We start from the raw sequence: 17,680 nt of genomic DNA on the forward strand, positions 1-17,680 counted from the left end.
TATGCCGATTTGGGCAAGTTGCTGGCAAGTCTCGGAACTTTTTATATCAATAGCTTCTTTAAGTCATTGGGGGTAGCTGGAAAAGTACCATTTGGGAATGTAGGTTTGAAATTCATCATAGGCATCCAACACCAACTCAGCGCGATGCACCATATCGTCAACCTCTTCTTGTCCAAACGGAATCGCCCAGTGAATAGATGAGAGTTGATTGCTTGCAATATACAAGGCCATTAATCTGAAAAACAAATCAGGTACATGATGATTAAAATAACCGTGGATACGACCCGAAGCGAATAGTGGGCTTACGCCTGCACACCAGGTAATGCGATTGAATTCTTCCCAAGGATCGCCATAATCCAGTCTGTTAAAATCAATGATACCCAGTTCACCAGATTTGGAGACTACCATGTTTCCCACATGATAGTCTCCATGCTGAAAGGTTTGAGGACGATCTTCTAATAGATGACGATTCTGCTCAATAAAGCGGAGCGCTTGATCTGCTCCCCTGAAGGGAATGCCGCAAGCTATATAATTGGTGATATATCTGTTTATTTTGGCATTATAATATTCAGCCCAGGGTACTTGATTTGGCTCCGCAGGAATGTCATGCATTTTTCTCAAGATTTCACCTGCCTGTACCCCGAGTTGATACTGATCGTTAGCATTTAAGGCGGGAATCATCTTCTCCGCATCTTCCCCTTTAATCCAGGTGAATAAGGAATATACAGACTCGCCATGATTGCAAATCCCGAAATCAAGTGGCCGGGACATTAAAATGCCCTTTAGGTGGTCCAGCTTTTTAACAGATTCAAACTCCCATTTTTTCTTTTCAAATTGGGATATATCCGACACTCGAAGTAGTAGCTCCCTGTTATCTTTTGTTTTGATATCGTATTTTTTATCTTTGGACCAGCCTTTATGGACTTCTTCTACTGTATTCCATGTATGGGCATCCGGTATTTCGCTAAACATGTTAATCATTTCGTTACACCTACTGTGGGATAATATATTCTTGAAGCAATAGGGTTATAGTATGTATGATTTCGCCCTTATATTTTACTAATCTTTCCCTGATAATGCCACTAAAAAAAGAAAAGCCCCCTCTGCTACGCTGATAGGCTTATTTCAAACCCAAGTCAGTAGCAAAGGAGGTCAATACTTAGTAAGAATAAGAAAACTCATTTTTGAATTCATCCACCCGTTGGATGATATGCAGAATATTCCGGCCTTCACGAGTACCATCAATAATACGACGAGCTTGTTTACTGTCCCCGATATTCACGACTTCCACTTGATGTTCCCTACCGTAATCGAGCAAGCTGTCCATAAGCGGACTGAATGAGCGCATTCCCAAGCATACGAAACCGAGATCAAAAGGAATCTCAAACTCCTGTTCTCCGTGTTTTACTTTGAAACGGTCGCTGCATACTTCTGTCAAAGCAGTTTCCGTATGAACGTTCACTTCCCGCTCCTCAACCATTTTCATCATGGAAATACGGGTAATCATATCAAGGTCTTTGCCCAGTAACGGCATCATTTCAATAATGGAAACCTCTTGAGCGCCACGCTCTGCATAATATTCGACAACGTCCAATCCCACGGCTCCGCCACCTACTACAGCAATACGTTTCCCTTCAAACTCTTGGAAGCTCTCCATATTGTGCAAAAGATCAAAGATAGAGAATACTTTGGTACCCAGTTTACCCAGTTGGTCATGCAAGCCCGCAATGGGCGGAAGCAGGGGTTTGGCACCCGTTGCATTGACAATAATATCGGGATTTAAAGCCGTAATCATCGGCAGATCTGCTTGAGTTCCTGTAATAATATCCAGATTGGTCAGTTGTTTGGTGCGTTGAATCAGATAATCCGGGAAATCATTAATACGCGTTTTGTCCGGCAATCGTGCAATATCGCGAGCCAAGCCACCCAATTCTGGATTTTGTTCAAATAGGGTTACTTTGCAGCCTACTTCTGCCGCTGTACATGCCGCTTCTAGCCCTGCGGTACCCCCACCAATCACAACAACTTGAACGTTATTCTTAACGTGTTGTTTCCGGTATTCAGCTTCTCTGAACAGGTCAGGATTTACCGTACAGCAAATCGGTTTGCTCTTGGAAATACGGTGATCGGCACAGCCGATGTTGCAGGAAATACATTTTCTAAGCAATTCTTCATGGCCATTCTGCACTTTAAGTACCCAGTTCGGTTCTGCGATCAGTCCTCTACCCATCGCCAGAAGATCAGCGTCTCCTCTCTCTAAAATATCCTGGGCAGCCTGCGGGCTCCGAATATTACCTGAGGTCATGGTGACCTTACCGAATTTGTCTTTTACCGCTTTGGCCATATAAGATCGCCAGCCATCCGGCAGGTTCATCCCATCAATCTGGAACTGAATGGAATCATTCAGAGCAGCAGACACGTTCAGAATATCTACCTCATCATTCAAATATTCCAGCAATTCCAATGTATCCTCCAGTGTGTTACCGCCTTCTGTGAACTCTTCCGCACTAAAGCGTAAGCAGATCGGGAAAAATGGGCCAACTACCGAACGAATTTCATCAATCACCAATCTGGCAAACCGTGTGCGGTTTTCTGCGCTGCCACCAAATTCATCCGTACGTTTATTATACATGGGGGACAGGAACTGACTCAGCAAGTAGGAATGACCCGCATGTATTTCCACGCAGTCAAATCCGGCCCGTTGGGCTCTTCCCGCTGCCTCTCCGTATTTGCGTACAATGGCGTAAATTTCTTCTTTTTGCAAAGGTCTTGGAATCGCTCCACCCTTTTTAGAAGGAATATTCGAAGAAGATACAGCCTGAACTCCATTCAATCGCCCAGCATAAGCGGAAGCACCTGCGTGGTTAATTTGGACAGAGACGCAAGCTCCATAAGAGTGCAGGGCTTCTGTTAATCTAAACAATCCGGGAATAAACTGATCATTATCCATACGCAACTGGGTTGTTCCGTTCGTACCCATTGGGAAATCCAGACAAACATTTTCTACGGTTATCAGGCCGGTACCACCTTTGGCCCGTTGCACATAATAGTCAATATGATCCTGAACAAAGCTTCCGTCCATAGCCGCAAAATTAGTGCCCATCGGTGGCATAACAATCCGGTTTTTTAACGTCATGCGACGTATTGTCAGAGGTTCAAAAATAGCAGGATAGTGGTTCATTGTTCTTCCTCCTTGCGAGTTTGCAGATTTCATGTTCAAGTTTTCATCAAAACATTTTTACATGTGATTTTTTTCACTTTTAGGAGCGTCGAGGTACTTTGAGTACGACCGTTCCTTATGACTTGATTTTATATCATCTAATCTATAAATTCTAATGCTATTTTATGTTCTAAATCATAGTTTCAGTCTATGGATTTTAGCATATCGATCTCCCTTAAACTTACCCAATTGAGTGCTAACAGGGTATGTTTCATGTCGCATGCGACAGTCCCAGTTTTCTTGAATACGCTTGCAAACTTCAACTTTATACATGATATCCGCCAAATGCTGAACAAGCTCTTCTCCTGAATAATAAATATTCAATATTTCGTAACTTTCTACCGTTTAACAAAATCATTTTATAGGCTATATTAAATTTTAAGTAATAGTTACAAGGGAGGTTTATTCATGTTCAAAAATGCTTTTAAGACGTTTGGCGTCATTGGTAATATTGAAGCGATTTCATATCTGCTGCTCGTATGTATCGCTATGCCGCTTAAATACGCAGCCGGGATGCCGCAAATGGTAAGATGGGTCGGTATGATCCATGGTATACTGTTCGTGACTTATGTAGTTGCGATTGTGGTCATGCTGATTTTGCGAAAGCTTTCGGTACTGCAAGGGCTTGTAGCCCTGATTGCCTCATTGCTGCCCTTCGGGCCTTTCATTTTTGACCGTAAGGTACTGAAGAAAGCCGAAGTACGCGATAACGGTGCTACTCCAGTAAAAGCTACATAGGGGAGTCAAAGAAAAGACTCTATGGACATAAGGATTTTATAGCACAAAAAAACACGGCTTTTCGAGGTTACATAACCCCGGATCGGCCGTGTTTTTGCTCACGTTAACCAACAAAGAAGCAACGCCAATAATATATCCCTTCAGACAATTCCGTGGACTCCTATTATGTAAAATGATATATAAACCCTGCTTAATCTCTTGGGTAATTCACACTCATGATATCCATAAAAGGAACTTTGTCCGTTTCACCATTACTTTCTACATGCACTCTACCCGTTCTCGGATCCATTTTAACGATCTGCCCACGGGTTGTCTCCTGACGCCCCCATACGGTCAACACAACCTCGGACTGCTCTTGCTGCGCTTCTGCAAGCTGGTTCCCGATTTCCTCCAGCACAAATTCATCCCGGGTAGGACGTTTGGCCACCTTCGCCTTTGCCACTTGCTTTCACCCTTCCTTTACTGCGAATCAAATTCATTCCATTTTACCATACTTTTCATCATTTGGTGCTGGTAATCTGAGTTAAATCGTGTCACTTGCGTATAAAAAAGAACCGATTTTCTCACGAACAAGAAAATCGGTTCTCAAAGCTGATCAGCCAGGAAGCAATTCCATATCCTTTTTTTATTTTATCAGCTGTGGAATGTAATTCGCTACATTATAAATAGGTGCGCTGCTCTGCTGAGTAAGGGTCAGAATTAAGGCGCCTTCCAGCATGGAAATAATAAGTACCGCCAGACTATGTGCCTTTTCCTCAGTCCATCCCGCTGTTTGAAGATGCTCCATATAGATATGTTGCCAATCTGTAAACGTACTCACGCAGGCGCGCCGCAACGATTCGCTGATGCAGGATGTTTCCGCAGCAGCCCAAAATCCAATAGGCATAAAGCCTTTAAAGTTCGTTTGGTCCGCTTCCTCAGCTGTATTACGGATGAAATCCTGTATAGCGAGCACAGGATCCTCTTTCCCTGATAGCGTTTCTTTCAACTTTTTCTTAATAAACTCATTCCCTCTTCTGATGCACTCCAAAGCTAATTCCTCTTTGCCACGTGGAAAATAATAATAAAGCGAGCCTTTCGGTGACCCACTCTCCGCAAGAATCTGATTGAGTCCGGTAGCATGATAGCCCTGATGAAAAAAGAGCTTCGAAGCAGTTTGTACAATATTTTCATATGATTCGGATTTAGCAGCCATATACAGCATCCTTCATTAATATAATATTTACAATTTTTATTTTGACAAAAAAATAACTTCACGTTTATTATATATAGACCGATCACTATAATTCAATACCCATTAATTTTATTGGAGGAACAGAACAACATGAGTACAATGAGTCAAACAAGCCCTCCGTCTGATCCCAAGACGTTCAAGGTGCTGCCTATTATGATTGCCCTGCTGCTTAGCGGCTTTATCGGAATGTTCAGTGAAACGGCGTTGAACATTGCGCTGAATGATTTGATGCAGATTTTGCACATTACAACAGCAACAGCCCAATGGTTGACCACGGCCTTTCTGCTGACACTCGGTATTTTGGTACCTGTATCGGGTTTGCTGCTTCAAACCTTTACGACAAGACAGCTTTTCGTCACATCACTGCTGTTCTCTATTGCAGGCTGTCTCGTTGCTGCGTTAGCACCAAGCTTTACGGTACTATTGATCGCACGCATTCTTCAAGCCGTCGGTACGGCGCTCTTATTGCCGTTGATGTTTAATACGATCTTGATCATTTTCCCGGCTGAAAAGAGAGGTGCAGCTATGGGAATCATCGGATTGGTTATTATGTTTGCTCCTGCGGTTGGACCTACTATTGCGGGTCTGGTGTTGCAAAATCTATCCTGGCACTGGATTTTCTGGATTTCCCTTCCGTTTCTGATTCTTTCGCTGATTTGCGGTATCCTGTTTATGCAAAATGTTTCAGAGATTACAAAGCCGAAAATTGACATTCCATCTATCTTGTTATCTTCCATTGGCTTCGGTGGTGTTGTGTTTGGTTTCAGTAAATCAGGAGAAGGCGGCGAAGGCTGGGCTAGCCCGGTTGTTTTGCTCCCTCTGATTATCGGATTTGTATCTTTGATTCTATTCTCTGTACGTCAGTTAAAAATGAAGCAGCCTATGCTGAATTTGCGCGTCTTTAAATATCCGATGTTTGTTATCGGCGTTGTGATGGTCTTCCTGTGTATGATGACGATCCTTTCTACAATGCTGATTCTCCCACTCTTTTTGCAAAAAGGGCTGGCCCTGTCCGCGCTGTCCGCAGGATTGGTGCTTCTGCCCGGCGGAATTATCAATGGTCTGTTGTCACCCATCATGGGTTCCCTGTTCGATAAATTCGGTCCCAAATGGCTCGTTATTCCGGGACTTGTGATCGTTGCCGCTGTCTTGTTTTTCCTATCCGGCATTACGACGACATCAGCTATCGTACTCATTATTGTGCTGCATAGCTGCCTTATGATCGGCATTTCTATGATCATGATGCCTGCTCAGACGAACGGTCTGAATCAGTTGCCGATGGATCTGTACCCGGACGGTACAGCCATTATGAGTACGCTCCAGCAAGTTGCCGGTGCAATCGGTACAGCCGTGGCGGTTAGCATTCTCTCCAAGGGCATGGAAAGCTATTTGAGCCAATCCAGCATGCCGAAATCTGTAGAAGAATTGGCGAATGCTATGGCGTTTGGATCACAGAATTCTTTCTTCTTTGCCATGATCGTTAGTGTAATTGGATTAATTCTTGCGTTCTTCATTCGCAGAGTTCATGTAGAAAAAGGGGCTGCTCAAGCTCCCATGCATTAATAGATAATTTTATAGCTATCTATGTTCAAAAATATCCTAAAAGTGAAAAGGCTGCTGACCTATCTCCATGGTCAAGCAGCTTTTTTCTTTTATGACCCTATATACATATTTCTATAATTACATATTTACAAACCTTCTCCATTTGGTTACGATATGCTTCATGATCTAAAGTGTAAAAATTACGATTACGATCAAGGAGGAATATCTGTTGTTTAAGAATCAGTATTTTAAACTCTTCATACTGTCGGTACTGGCAGGGATGATGGCGGCGTGCTCTTCAGCACCATCAGCTTCACCCTCTTCATCTGCTGCAAATGTACCACAAGATAAAAGTGTTACCCTATTGTTCAATGTGCAAAGCCCTTCTGTAGATCCTCATACGGATGTGAATTACACAGCCGTTCGTGCCGGAGTGAGTGAAACGCTTGTCAAGGTGAGCAAGGATCTCAAGCTGGAAGCTTGGCTTGCAGAGAAATGGGACAGTAAGGACGGACAACACTGGACCTTCAACATTCGTTCAGGCGTGATCTTCCATAACGGTAAAGCTGTCGATGCCGCTGCTGTCAAAGACTCTCTGGAAAGAGCACAAAAACTCAATCCATCGGTTAAAAATGCGCTGCATATCCGTGATATTCAAGCAGATGGTCAGATTTTAAACATCACGACAGACAAGCCTTTTCCGGAATTTGTATCTGAGCTGGTTCATCCGAATACGGCGGTGATAGATACCACCTTTACAGGTGATCTTCCATCAGGGACAGGCCCGTTCAAGGCCGCCAGCTTCCGCGCCGGAAGTGAACTGAATCTGGATCGTAATGAGCAATACTGGAATGGCGAAGTGAAGCTGAAGCATGCCAAATTCATGTTTAACGAAGACGCCAATGCACGTCAGCTTGCCTTTCAAGCCAAGGATGCCGATATTGTGTAACATTTGGATAAAAATATTAAATTTGAGGAATCCCAAGTTAAATCATGAATCACGAACCGTGATTGTTTGATCCAAGGGGGGGGGCCGAAATATTCGTTTGAAACGCAACAGCAAGAAAACGGCACGCATGAGTAAGTCAATAGCAACCGAAAGCCATACGCCAGCGATTCCCATCCCTAGATAAATGCATAACACGTAAACCCCTACAACGCGTATTAACCACTGCAGCAGTATCCCCCAAAGGATAAAGTCGTTTTATCTGAAGTAGGCGAAATTACCGATGAGTCTGAATTTCTGGGGAACATTTACGAAGTGTCTCAACTCGGGACGGCCGACGTGGAATTGGCCAGAGGTGATAAAATTGCTGATGCTACGTTCCTTTTCCCTTGCTACTCCGGATCCCTATACGAAGATCGAGGAGCATAAGGGCTACTCTATTTTGCAGTATGGAATGGAGGATGGCTATAGGGTAGACTTTGGTACGAAGCGCTCTATTGAGCTTCCCACGGTAGATGCAGCCAAGCAGCTGATCGATAATACTAATTAAACCAATAGAAGGTACTCCAATGCTGATAGATTAGTGTAAGCAAGGAATGGATAATAAACGAAACGTTTTGATACTGGTAAGAGGCCCTCTTCGAATTGAAGAGGGCCTTTTCTTTTTGAAAAGACAATGAAACGATTGCCGGACTTATCCCTCCCAGAAAAAATTTAAACCCTGTAGTAACTATTGTCCCTGGTGGAGCAATGGTTAACCCGGGAAGGTGCACGTACCTGCCTTGGATGAATCGAGAGGCAGCTAAATAATCCAACCGGTTCGCTCGATAGGTATAAAATGACTCGATCAAGCCTCCAAGCCTGCGAGCTTCCCCGCGTAACACGTTGGCCAGTTCTGCCTAATTTTTTGCGGTACTCATATTTTTTGAGATTTTTGGAGTAAACTTTGAACTTTTCACTTTATTTAGATAACGGGAAAAACAGGCTCCTGAATGGTTAGACACAGTAGCGATGGAATCCTGGAATATACAGAATCGGAGGTGCTTATAAGGAAGGATACGATATGATTCATCAAAAAATTTAAAATTCTCGCATCTCTGTTAGGAGCCTTTAAAGATTTTGACAAAAGAATATTGTAACAAAATCATAATGAGGAGGAATACAAATGCAACAACAATGGATGGAAATGGTGAATCACGTAGTCGAATGGGGAAAGGGATTCCTTGGTCCAAGGGTTTCCAGGGTGCGAAAGAAACGGTTGAATTCGCCTGCAGCTGCCTCTGTGTCCACCCGATTTAAACATGCAATCAAGAAGAAGTTTAAAGCGAAACACAAAGTATCGCAGACGCAACCGAAAATTACGCAAGTAAAGATTCAATTCAGCTATAATAATATGGCGCTTCGTCCTAGCAAAATAAAATCCCGCCAGTACTGGCGGGATTTTATTTTGCATCGATCTGAAGGAGGCATGCCCCAACTACAGGACATTATTCAGATTTAAATTTGTTTTTCATTTCGACAATGAAAGACTCTAAGGCTTCAGGGAGGGTGCTATTTTCCGGTAGCATAGATGGCGCTCGTGATAACATTGAAGAGATGATCGGTCCGTGGCGCGAATGAAGGTTGGCCGACAAGCCAACCGAGCGCCGATATCAGGGCGAACAAGTCGTCCCCATTCATATCGGCGCGAGCCGTTCCCTCGGTCTGAGCTCGGAGCAATAGTCGCTCGCCTGCTGAGTGCACCGCTGCGCATGTAGCGTAAAGCGCGGAGTCCGGGTCCGCGTGGGCGCTCGCCATCAAGGCGACAACGCCGCTATAGCTTTGGACGAAAGCCACCTGTTCGCGAACCCAGGACACGAGCGCTTCGTCAGGTGGTTTCGACGTTTCGAGTTCGCCTGCCTTCTGCGTCAGTGCCTCCAGATTCGTACGCAGCAACGCTTCGAACAAGGCTTCCCGCGTCGGGAAATGACGAAGCAATGTGGCCAACCCGACGTCGGCCCGGCGGGCGATATCTCGCATGGACGCATCAACACCATGCTCGGCGACGACGTCACGCGCGACTGCAAGTAGATGATTGTAATTTTTTCTGGCGTCGGCTCGCATCATGTTTTCACCTCACTCAAATAGCGAAAGCTTACTGTCACGATCAGGCGTTGGATTTTCCCTGCGTTCCCGATACGCGACTTTTCTCGGCATACGCCTAGTTATAACTTGATCTGTAAAAACCACAAAAAGATTTGTTTTTGGGACATTCCATCGAAAGCTAATATGTCTTTCAGTATCAAAGAGAATGGATCTTAACTGTTCTTCTAATCGGTATTGATCAGCGACCTCTCATTTCTTCCCAACCAAGCGAAATTGAAACGTTAGTATTGCTTACGTAACATTATCCCTTAAGAATACCGAAGGCTAGTATGTGGTAAACCAGAAGCCAGGCTTTTATTATGAATCGAGGGCAGGCCGAATCCCTAAGGAGCCAGCCATTATCCAATATCAACTCCAATGTACTGCATTATCATTATATCAAATTCAATCTTCCTCGTCAGTATCTCCATCATTTCTTCCTTGGTCGTCATAGCCTTTCAACTTTTGTCCAATTACATCATTTCGCACTTGTTCACGGATGGTGTTCCAGTCGGATGAAGGTAAATTTGTTTTAAAAACCCCGAAAGATGCACCAACAGTATTGGGAGTAGATGCGTTGGTAATAGGTGGTCTAGGTATGTTGCGGTTTTTCGTCGATTCTACGATCTGCTTGAATTTTTTGATTTCATACCATCGAGCCAGCCGCAAGCGCGACGGGTGCAGGCCACGACCGAAGCTTCATCGTCTCGGCGCGGCGTCAAACCGTTCAGGCGTGAGCTGCGCAGCGCCTTAGCCCGACCCTCACGCCCGATCAGGTGCGCAAGCAGGAGTGCCATGGTCCGTCAGCTCCCCGAGTAGGGCGTCAGACAGTCCCACAAGCGCGCACACGCCAGATGATCGGCAAGCGTCTGTCTACCGGCGTCGCCCTCGCTTCAATCAAACTGTGGCTGCTCTTTGTCCACGAGGCAGGATTGCATCGGAGTTTGCGATCACGATTCATCAGTCGAGCTTGACCAAATCCTTAAAGATCAGTTGACCCCAGCTATTCCCGCGCGCCTGCACAAGCAGTCCGCCTTCCGAAAGCCCGCCAAGTTTGATCGGCGCGAAACCGAGATTTTCCGCAAGCGCACCAATCTCCGCTGCTGCGCCGTCATCGTCGCTCGCCAGGAACACGACTCTCCTGCCACCATGAACGGCCGGATCTTGGTCAAGGACGGCAGCCACCAAATGGTTGAAGCCCTTGACCAATCGTCCACCAGTGAAGGCCTGCGCGACGAACTTGGAAGAAGGCTGTCCTCCCAGTTCCTCAGGGGGCACACCGTAGGCATTGGTCACATCGACGATGGTCTTCCCCTGCCAGGTAGGGAGCGCCTTCGCGACATCCGGGTGCGACTCGAAACGGACAGCCAAAAAGATGATGTCCGCCTTGACGGCGTCCGCCAATTTTTGGGGAATGATCTCTGGTCCGATCGCGGCCGCAGCGGATGCAAAGCTTTCCGGGTCGCGAGTGGTTGCAACGGATACTTCGATGCCGCTTCGGGCAAACGCCTTAGCAAGAGCCTGGCCGATCTTGCCGAAGCCAATAATTGCGTAGCTCATATATTCTTCTCCTTCGGTTTACCACGCCCTACGGGCTCCTAATATCGAATGGAGTGACCGGCCGGGCGTAGCGTGTCAGATTTGCGCTAGACCGCCGTCGACGGCGACCTCGCTGGCGGTCATGAAGCTGCTGTCCGATGATGCGAGAAAGGCGGCCACCGCCCCAATCTCCGCCGGATCAGCCATACGCTGGAGCGGAGTCATCGAGGCGAAGACTTTTTGGCCCTCCTCGCCTAGCGATTCCTTCGCGAGCTCGGTTGCCGTCGCTCCGGGCGACAGCACGTTTACCCGGATGCCGGTGCCCTTCAGGTCCTCCGCCCAGGTCCGCGCGAGGTTGCGCACTGCCGCCTTACTCGCGCTGTAGGCGCTCATTGCCGGGGCGCCCGTGGTGCCAGCGCTCGATCCCGTTAGGATGATCGAACCGCCCTGGCCCATCAGCGGTAGCGCCTTCTGGACCGTGAGGATCGAACCCTTCACATTGGTGTCGAAGATTTCGTCAATGTGCTCAGCGGTGATCTCGCCGAGCGGAAGCTGGCTTCCCGCCCCGGCATTGGCGAAGACGATGTCGAGAGTTCCGCGCTCGGACTTCACCGCCGCGTAGAGTCGGTCGAGGTCGGCCAGATCGGAGACCGAGCCCTTCACCGCGCGGGCATTGGGCCCAAGGTCGGCCACAGCGGCGTCGAGCGCTTCCTGCCTGCGGCCGAAGATGAAGACGAAGGCGCCCTCCTCGATGAATCGCTTTGCTGCGGCGCGGCCGATGCCGGTAGCGCCCCCCGTGATGACTGCAACCTTACCTTCAAGCTTTCCCATGAATTTTCACCCTTTCGTTGTGTTGGACAGCATCTCTGGCCCATTTGCACAGATTGCTGTATCTTATGGATTTCACTGATCCAGTCACCGATTACTGTATTCGGATCAGTGAACCAATTATAATGGATCACTGATCCGTTTGTCAAGGCAACCATGCGAGCTGACGCCAGGAAAAATTGCAGTCATCTACTTGGGGTAGTACCAGCGTAGCTGACACCACCCGGTTAGTGGTGTCATCTATCGTTAGATCATTTGCCAAAGCAACCACTTCCTATCGAATGTAATTATCTAATGCTTTATTTAGATCGGACAGTACCTTTTCTTGATTTCCGTGGTGTACAGCGTCCACAACACAACTCTCCAAGTGATCCTTGAGGAGAAGTTTGGCCGCATTGTCTAATGCTTTCTGCACTGCGGCGATTTGTAGTAAAACTTCTGAACAATCACGGCCTTCATTTGTCATCTTCTTTACAGCTTTCACATGACCTTCGATTCTTGCTAATCGGTTAACGATTTGTTTTCGATACTTGTGTTCATGCGCGTGATCGTGGGGGTTATTGAAAAGCGTCTTCTATTCTTGAGATTTTTCAAAAGTTCCGGTTATAATTTTGTAAACGGAAATATGGTAAGTTTGCCTCTCTGGCTAAAAAGAAATACGCTATACCATCTCTAGTTTTACATCTTTTGTTCCGATACTTACTGTTATAGGAACTTTATTTGGAGGGGATAACATGAAGCGAAATTGGGAACTAGACGAATTAATCGAGCATTTTACGATCCTACCGAACGAAATGAAGTTGATCGAGAACAAAACCGGGGAAACCAGGATTGGGTTTGCCGTACTCCTCAAGTTCTTTCAAAATGAAGCCCGTTTCCCAACCCATAAGTACGAAGTTCCGAAAGCAGTGATCTCGTACATTGCAAAACAAATCTTCTCTGAGCCGGAATTATATGCTAAGTACGATTGGACTGGTCGTTCGATCACTTACCACCGAACGCAGATCCGGGAGTTCTTCGGGTTCCGCGAGGATACGATCGAGGATGCAGAGGAAATGACAGAATGGCTATAAACCTGGCTAAAAAAGCAGGGCATTGATGACGCGCTGATTCAACCTTGTTCATGAAAGCAGAAAGTCGTTAGAAGTTTATTCAAAGCTGGCGATTACCGATGCACAAAATGAATATAACGAGGTTATTAATAAATTCCCTATTTAATCCACTCGTTTGCGGGTGGTGTCAGCAGCGCTGGTACTACCCCAGACTGACGATCCTGCAATCGTTGATGGAACCGCTGGATCAGCTCAAAGGCTATGTTCCCTCCTATATGACGGGTATGCCTTCGGGACGTAGGGACATGGCCGAGCACTTGCTCGGTATGGTGAAGCTTCCCTCCAGCTATCTGGACAAGTATCCCCATCAGCTCAGCGGCGGGGAAAAGCAACGCGTAACCATTGCGCGTGCCATCAGCACCGAGCCGGATTTTATCGTGCTGGATGAGCCGACGGCCAGTCTGGATGTGACCACACAGGCCACCGTTCTAAATCTGCTAAAGGATTTGCAGGACGAACTGGGATTGGCATATCTCTTTATTTCCCATGACCTGGCAGCCGTACACTTTATGAGTGACCGAATCATGGTTATGAAAGATGGCAATGTCCTTGAGCATTTTTCCAAGGAAGCTTTATTTCACTCAGATCGCCATTCCTATACACAATCGCTACTGGAGGTTTTTTCAACATGTTGCCTTCCCACCGAGCCTATCTTGCTTTAGCCATTCCTTTAATTATCTCAACGATTACGACCCCGCTACTCGGTGCGGTAGATACTGCGGTAATCGGTCATTTGAGCCATTCTGCCTATTTGGGCGGTGTGGCAGTGGGTACTCTTATTTTCAATACTTTATATTGGCTGTTTGGCTTTCTGCGCGTTAGCACATCAGCTTTTACCGCACAGGCAGCCGGGGCTAAAAATAACGACCAGGGTATAGCTGCCCTCATGCGTCCGATGGGGATTGCTTTGGTGATCGGGGCCTTGTTCATACTGCTGCAAAAGCCGATTCTGCTCGCTTCTCTCAAGCTTATTCATCCTGCTGCGGATGTGGCGGCGCAGGCATCAATCTATTTTAACATTCGTATTTGGGGAGCGCCCCTCACACTGGTGAACTATGTACTGCTCGGCTGGCTAATGGGATTGTCTCGCGTAAAGGCGACACTGCTTTTGCAAATTTCCATGAATGTCATCAATATGGTGCTGGCTATTGTATTCACACAAATCATGCAATGGGATGTAGCAGGTGTGGCTGGTGCTACTCTGATTGCTGAGGTCTTCGCATGTGTGCTGGGTTTTGTGCTAGTGCTTCGTTCGTCGGTCTGGAAAGCATGGAAGCGCAGCGGACAGCGGGATTGGCGGGGGTGGTTTGGAGCTTCGGAGCTGAAAAACGTCATGGCAACGAACCTTGACCTTATGATTCGCACGGCTTGTCTGCTGACGATGTTTAATCTGTTTACATCGCGCAGTGCAGGCTTTGGAACCGATCAGCTTGCGGCCAACGCTATTTTGCTGCAAATCCACTACCTTATGGCTTACTTTTTTGACGGATTTGCCAACGCCAGCAGTATCATGACAGGTCAGGCTCGGGGTGCAAGGGATCAAAAAATGCTGCAAAGGGTTATTCATCTGTCCTGGTTCTGGACGCTTGTAACCAGCGTGCTGACGGGTGGGCTGTATTTTGCATTGAAGGAGCCGCTTATCCGTCTGTTTACCGATAACACTACCGTGATCAGCCTTACGGGTCCATATAACGGTTGGCTAGTCGCCTTTCCACTGGCCGCCGGACTGGGACTGGTCTTCTACGGTGTATTTACAGGCATGACGGTGACGTACCCGATCCGTAATTCCATGCTCATTTCATTGGTCTTCTTTCTGATCTCGCTGTTCTGGTGCGTTCCACACTATGGGAATCATGGGCTTTGGCTCTCGTTCATCGTATTTGCTTTAGGGCGGTCGCTGTTTCTTGTGATCTATTTGCCTCGGTTGCAGAGGATATAGCAGCTGAGTGTGATTCAATACATCTGGAGACAACAGCGATTGGAGCAACGTTTCCTTTTGCGGAGCGTCTACTACAAACACCCGCTTTACATCACACTCAAAAGCAAAGGATGTCCCATCAACCATCTATATGACGGCGTTGGGACATCCTTTTATTTTATGGAGAAGCCTTGAAACTAACGTATGCAAATACCTTATTCGCCCTTAGGAACAGTCAAGCCCAAACCTTCGGCTACACGGCGGCCGTAATCAGGATCAGCCTTATAGAAATGTCCAATCTGACGCAGCTTGATTTCATCACTTTCCACCGGCTTCATCGCACCCACGATATTTTGTACCAGACGCGCACGCTCTTCTTCGCTGAGCAGACGGTACAGGTCACCCGGTTGAGTGTAATGGTCATGATGGTCATAAGCTACACTTTGAGCTTCACCTGATACTTCAAAAGGAGAGATTTTGTGTGCTGGTGACTCTTTGGGTCCACCGAGGCTGTTGGGCTCGTAATAGACCGATCCTCCACCATTATCGTCACTACGCAATGCACCATCACGTTGATAGTTGTGTACTTCTGCATGTGGTCGGTTGATCGGCAGTGAATTGTGGTTTGCGCCTACACGGTAGCGATGCGCATCTCCATAGGCAAACAGGCGCCCTTGCAGCATTTTATCAGGAGATGCTTCAATACCGGGAACGAACGAACCCGGAGAGAACGTTGCCTGCTCTACTTCTGCAAAATAGTTCTCGGGATTACGATTCAATACCATGCGTCCCACCTCGATCAGCGGATAATCCTTTTGCGACCATACCTTCGTCACATCAAATGGATCAAAGCGGTATGTGTCCGCATCCTCCACAGGCATAATTTGCACATGAAGCCTCCATGCAGGAAAATCACCCTTGTCAATGGCATTAAACAGATCTTCGGTATGATAATCCGGGTTTTCACCGGCAATTTTGGCAGCCAGATCTACATCGAGATTTTGTACGCCTTGCTCTGTTTTAAAATGATATTTCACCCATACCGCCTGCCCTTCGGCATTGACCCATTTGAACGTGTGGCTACCGAATCCATGCATATGTCTGAGTGTAGCGGGAATGCCGCGATCGGACATCAGAATACTTATTTGATGCAGCGATTCAGGAGATAAGGACCAGAAATCCCAAACGGCATTAGGGTTTTTCAGATGAGTTTGAGGGTGACGTTTTTGCGTATGAATAAAGTCTGGAAATTTGATCGCATCTCGGATGAAAAATACGGGTGTGTTGTTGCCTACAAGATCGTAATTGCCTTCCTCGGTATAAAACTTCACTGCAAAACCACGCGGGTCGCGTACCGTATCGGACGAGCCTTGCTCACCGGCAACCGTAGAAAAACGGATAAACATCGGTGTGCGCTTGCCCACCTCAGATAAAAAGCTTGCTTTTGTATAGGCAGATAAATCATTAGTGACTTCAAAATATCCGTGCGCCCCTGCGCCCTTGGCATGAACCACGCGCTCCGGCACACGTTCCCGGTTAAAATGCGCGAGCTTTTCCAGCAGATGCACATCCTGAATCAATGTAGGCCCGCGTGATCCAGCCGTTATGGAATTTTGATTATCACCGACAGGAGCGCCCCAGCTGGTAGTCAGGTTGGTTGGTTGTTTACTCATCATTGAAATCACCTCTTGAATGAATTAGTTGGATATATGCTGTAATCAAAAAACCTCCCGCCTCTGGTGCCGAATATCTGAAAAAACCAGGGGGAAATTCAGACGGCTTCAAGATCGGGAGGTCTATTCTATTTAAACATGAATTCCATTTTAGATAATGAAGATTTCAGGAAGATTTGAAAAAGGTTTGACGAAGATTAGAGCAGCAGCTGCTCTCTGTCGAGAAAATCCAGTATATCCTGAACCGACTGGGTAATCTCCCGGCCTTCAGTGGATACGATGAGTTCAGGCTCCAAAGGTGCTTCATAAGGCGCATCAATACCGGTAAAATGGCGTATTTCTCCGGCTCTTGCCTTCTTGTACATGCCTTTGGGATCACGTCGCTCGCATTCCTCCAGACTGCACTGGATATAAATTTCATAACAGCCTTCCTGCTGCAAGATATCCTTGACCATTTCCCGATCCTCACGATAAGGAGAGATCGTAGCGCAAATCGTCAACACCCCCGCATGTGACATCAGCTTCGCTACTTCAGCAATACGACGGATGTTTTCTTTGCGGTCAGCGGGCAGGAAACCCAGATTGCGATTTAAACCATGCCGAACATTATCCCCATCCAAAATAAACGTGTGTATGCCTCGTGCAAATAGTGCTTTTTCCAGTGTGGAGGATACCGTTGATTTCCCCGAGCCAGACAGTCCCGTAAACCAAAGTACTGGACTTTTATGCCCATTCAGAAGCTGGCGCGCTTGCTTGTCAACGTCTGACGCATGCCAGGTGACGTTTGGATTTGGATTCATTCAGCA

16 protein-coding genes and 2 pseudogenes are annotated in these 17,680 nt (G+C 46.7%); 8 read left to right on the forward strand and 10 right to left on the reverse strand.

The window, feature by feature from the left end; translation table 11 throughout:
* Nucleotides 1-63: 63 nt before the first annotated feature.
* Together NST83_RS12670 and NST83_RS12675 are read right to left on the reverse strand one after the other, a co-directional pair.
* Nucleotides 64-981: a phosphotransferase family protein gene (locus tag NST83_RS12670; protein WP_342417837.1), complete on the reverse strand. Its 918-nt coding sequence runs from the start codon at nucleotides 979-981 to the stop codon at nucleotides 64-66.
* Nucleotides 982-1,159: 178 nt separating this feature from the next.
* Nucleotides 1,160-3,181: an NAD(P)/FAD-dependent oxidoreductase gene (locus NST83_RS12675; RefSeq protein ID WP_342417838.1), complete on the reverse strand. Its 2,022-nt coding sequence runs from the start codon at nucleotides 3,179-3,181 to the stop codon at nucleotides 1,160-1,162.
* Nucleotides 3,182-3,628: 447 nt separating this feature from the next.
* Between NST83_RS12675 and NST83_RS12680 the strand changes: the two genes are divergently transcribed.
* Nucleotides 3,629-3,958, forward strand: a complete 330-nt coding sequence (locus NST83_RS12680) for a DUF3817 domain-containing protein (protein ID WP_137063204.1) — start codon at nucleotides 3,629-3,631, stop codon at nucleotides 3,956-3,958.
* Nucleotides 3,959-4,148: 190 nt separating this feature from the next.
* On the opposite strand, the gene NST83_RS12685 is transcribed toward NST83_RS12680, so the two are convergent.
* Together NST83_RS12685 and NST83_RS12690 are read right to left on the reverse strand one after the other, a co-directional pair.
* The gene (locus NST83_RS12685; RefSeq protein WP_014281611.1) at nucleotides 4,149-4,400 is read right to left on the reverse strand and encodes a YolD-like family protein; all 252 of its coding nucleotides are present in this window, start codon (nucleotides 4,398-4,400) and stop codon (nucleotides 4,149-4,151) included.
* A gap of 183 nt (nucleotides 4,401-4,583) precedes the next feature.
* On the reverse strand, nucleotides 4,584-5,153 hold the full coding sequence (locus NST83_RS12690; protein ID WP_342414476.1) for a TetR/AcrR family transcriptional regulator: 570 nt from the start codon (nucleotides 5,151-5,153) through the stop codon (nucleotides 4,584-4,586).
* Between the two features lie 138 nt (nucleotides 5,154-5,291).
* Here NST83_RS12690 and NST83_RS12695 point away from each other — a divergent pair, with 138 nt between their 5' ends.
* The 4 genes and pseudogenes from NST83_RS12695 (at nucleotide 5,292) to NST83_RS12710 (ending at nucleotide 9,181) form a co-directional block, all read left to right on the forward strand.
* Entirely contained in the window at nucleotides 5,292-6,755 is a 1,464-nt protein-coding gene (locus NST83_RS12695; RefSeq protein ID WP_342417945.1) for a DHA2 family efflux MFS transporter permease subunit, read from the forward strand.
* A 208-nt stretch (nucleotides 6,756-6,963) separates the two neighbouring features.
* Nucleotides 6,964-7,680 (forward strand): annotated as a pseudogene (locus NST83_RS12700) (ABC transporter substrate-binding protein); the annotation flags it as partial.
* A 283-nt stretch (nucleotides 7,681-7,963) separates the two neighbouring features.
* Nucleotides 7,964-8,230 carry a hypothetical protein gene (locus NST83_RS12705; RefSeq protein ID WP_342414477.1) on the forward strand — a complete coding sequence of 89 codons (267 nt, stop codon included), beginning with the start codon at nucleotides 7,964-7,966 and terminating at the stop codon, nucleotides 8,228-8,230.
* A gap of 615 nt (nucleotides 8,231-8,845) precedes the next feature.
* The gene (locus NST83_RS12710) at nucleotides 8,846-9,181 is read left to right on the forward strand and encodes a hypothetical protein (RefSeq protein WP_342414478.1); all 336 of its coding nucleotides are present in this window, start codon (nucleotides 8,846-8,848) and stop codon (nucleotides 9,179-9,181) included.
* Between the two features lie 50 nt (nucleotides 9,182-9,231).
* Here NST83_RS12710 and NST83_RS12715 read toward each other — a convergent pair whose 3' ends face one another.
* The 4 genes from NST83_RS12715 to NST83_RS12730 all read right to left on the reverse strand — a co-directional run bounded on the left by NST83_RS12715 (nucleotide 9,232) and on the right by NST83_RS12730 (nucleotide 12,688).
* Entirely contained in the window at nucleotides 9,232-9,786 is a 555-nt protein-coding gene (locus NST83_RS12715; RefSeq protein ID WP_342414479.1) for a helix-turn-helix domain-containing protein, read from the reverse strand.
* 978 nt (nucleotides 9,787-10,764) lie between these two features.
* Complete coding sequence (locus tag NST83_RS12720; protein ID WP_342414480.1) at nucleotides 10,765-11,364, reverse strand: NADPH-dependent F420 reductase; 600 nt, start codon at nucleotides 11,362-11,364, stop codon at nucleotides 10,765-10,767.
* 75 nt (nucleotides 11,365-11,439) lie between these two features.
* Nucleotides 11,440-12,174, reverse strand: a complete 735-nt coding sequence (locus NST83_RS12725) for an SDR family oxidoreductase (protein WP_014277674.1) — start codon at nucleotides 12,172-12,174, stop codon at nucleotides 11,440-11,442.
* 271 nt (nucleotides 12,175-12,445) lie between these two features.
* A complete protein-coding gene (locus NST83_RS12730) occupies nucleotides 12,446-12,688 on the reverse strand; it encodes a metal-sensing transcriptional repressor (RefSeq protein ID WP_342417946.1) in 243 nt (80 codons plus the stop codon).
* 217 nt (nucleotides 12,689-12,905) lie between these two features.
* Between NST83_RS12730 and NST83_RS12735 the strand changes: the two genes are divergently transcribed.
* The 3 genes and pseudogenes from NST83_RS12735 to NST83_RS12745 all read left to right on the forward strand — a co-directional run bounded on the left by NST83_RS12735 (nucleotide 12,906) and on the right by NST83_RS12745 (nucleotide 15,222).
* Nucleotides 12,906-13,244, forward strand: a complete 339-nt coding sequence (locus NST83_RS12735; RefSeq protein WP_342414481.1) for a DUF4158 domain-containing protein — start codon at nucleotides 12,906-12,908, stop codon at nucleotides 13,242-13,244.
* 185 nt (nucleotides 13,245-13,429) lie between these two features.
* A pseudogene (locus tag NST83_RS12740) lies at nucleotides 13,430-13,945 on the forward strand (ABC transporter ATP-binding protein); the annotation flags it as partial.
* The gene (locus NST83_RS12745; protein WP_342414482.1) at nucleotides 13,912-15,222 is read left to right on the forward strand and encodes an MATE family efflux transporter; all 1,311 of its coding nucleotides are present in this window, start codon (nucleotides 13,912-13,914) and stop codon (nucleotides 15,220-15,222) included. The pseudogene NST83_RS12740 and the gene NST83_RS12745, both read left to right, overlap by 34 nt.
* 194 nt (nucleotides 15,223-15,416) lie before the next feature.
* Here the strand turns inward: NST83_RS12745 and katA are convergent, their stop codons facing one another.
* Both katA and cysC read right to left on the reverse strand, forming a co-directional pair.
* On the reverse strand, nucleotides 15,417-16,874 hold the full coding sequence (katA, locus tag NST83_RS12750) for a catalase KatA (RefSeq protein ID WP_342417947.1): 1,458 nt from the start codon (nucleotides 16,872-16,874) through the stop codon (nucleotides 15,417-15,419).
* Nucleotides 16,875-17,071: 197 nt separating this feature from the next.
* Nucleotides 17,072-17,674 carry an adenylyl-sulfate kinase gene (gene cysC / locus NST83_RS12755; RefSeq protein WP_149095041.1) on the reverse strand — a complete coding sequence of 201 codons (603 nt, stop codon included), beginning with the start codon at nucleotides 17,672-17,674 and terminating at the stop codon, nucleotides 17,072-17,074.
* Nucleotides 17,675-17,680 lie beyond the last annotated feature (6 nt).

The sequence above is a fragment of the Paenibacillus sp. FSL R10-2782 genome, from assembly GCF_038592985.1.
Classification (GTDB): Bacteria; Bacillota; Bacilli; order Paenibacillales; family Paenibacillaceae; genus Paenibacillus; species Paenibacillus terrae_C.

Coding starts and splice junctions, on each gene's coding strand:
- cysC (WP_149095041.1), bottom strand. CDS start 17,674: ATGAATCCAAATCCAAACGTCACCTGGCATGCGTCAGACGTTGACAAG.
- NST83_RS12725 (WP_014277674.1), bottom strand. CDS start 12,174: ATGGGAAAGCTTGAAGGTAAGGTTGCAGTCATCACGGGGGGCGCTACC.
- NST83_RS12745 (WP_342414482.1), top strand. CDS start 13,912: ATGTTGCCTTCCCACCGAGCCTATCTTGCTTTAGCCATTCCTTTAATT.
- NST83_RS12670 (WP_342417837.1), bottom strand. CDS start 981: ATGATTAACATGTTTAGCGAAATACCGGATGCCCATACATGGAATACA.
- NST83_RS12710 (WP_342414478.1), top strand. CDS start 8,846: ATGCAACAACAATGGATGGAAATGGTGAATCACGTAGTCGAATGGGGA.
- NST83_RS12705 (WP_342414477.1), top strand. CDS start 7,964: ATGAGTCTGAATTTCTGGGGAACATTTACGAAGTGTCTCAACTCGGGA.
- NST83_RS12680 (WP_137063204.1), top strand. CDS start 3,629: ATGTTCAAAAATGCTTTTAAGACGTTTGGCGTCATTGGTAATATTGAA.
- katA (WP_342417947.1), bottom strand. CDS start 16,874: ATGAGTAAACAACCAACCAACCTGACTACCAGCTGGGGCGCTCCTGTC.
- NST83_RS12675 (WP_342417838.1), bottom strand. CDS start 3,181: ATGAACCACTATCCTGCTATTTTTGAACCTCTGACAATACGTCGCATG.
- NST83_RS12695 (WP_342417945.1), top strand. CDS start 5,292: ATGAGTCAAACAAGCCCTCCGTCTGATCCCAAGACGTTCAAGGTGCTG.
- NST83_RS12720 (WP_342414480.1), bottom strand. CDS start 11,364: ATGAGCTACGCAATTATTGGCTTCGGCAAGATCGGCCAGGCTCTTGCT.
- NST83_RS12690 (WP_342414476.1), bottom strand. CDS start 5,153: ATGGCTGCTAAATCCGAATCATATGAAAATATTGTACAAACTGCTTCG.
- NST83_RS12715 (WP_342414479.1), bottom strand. CDS start 9,786: ATGATGCGAGCCGACGCCAGAAAAAATTACAATCATCTACTTGCAGTC.
- NST83_RS12735 (WP_342414481.1), top strand. CDS start 12,906: ATGAAGCGAAATTGGGAACTAGACGAATTAATCGAGCATTTTACGATC.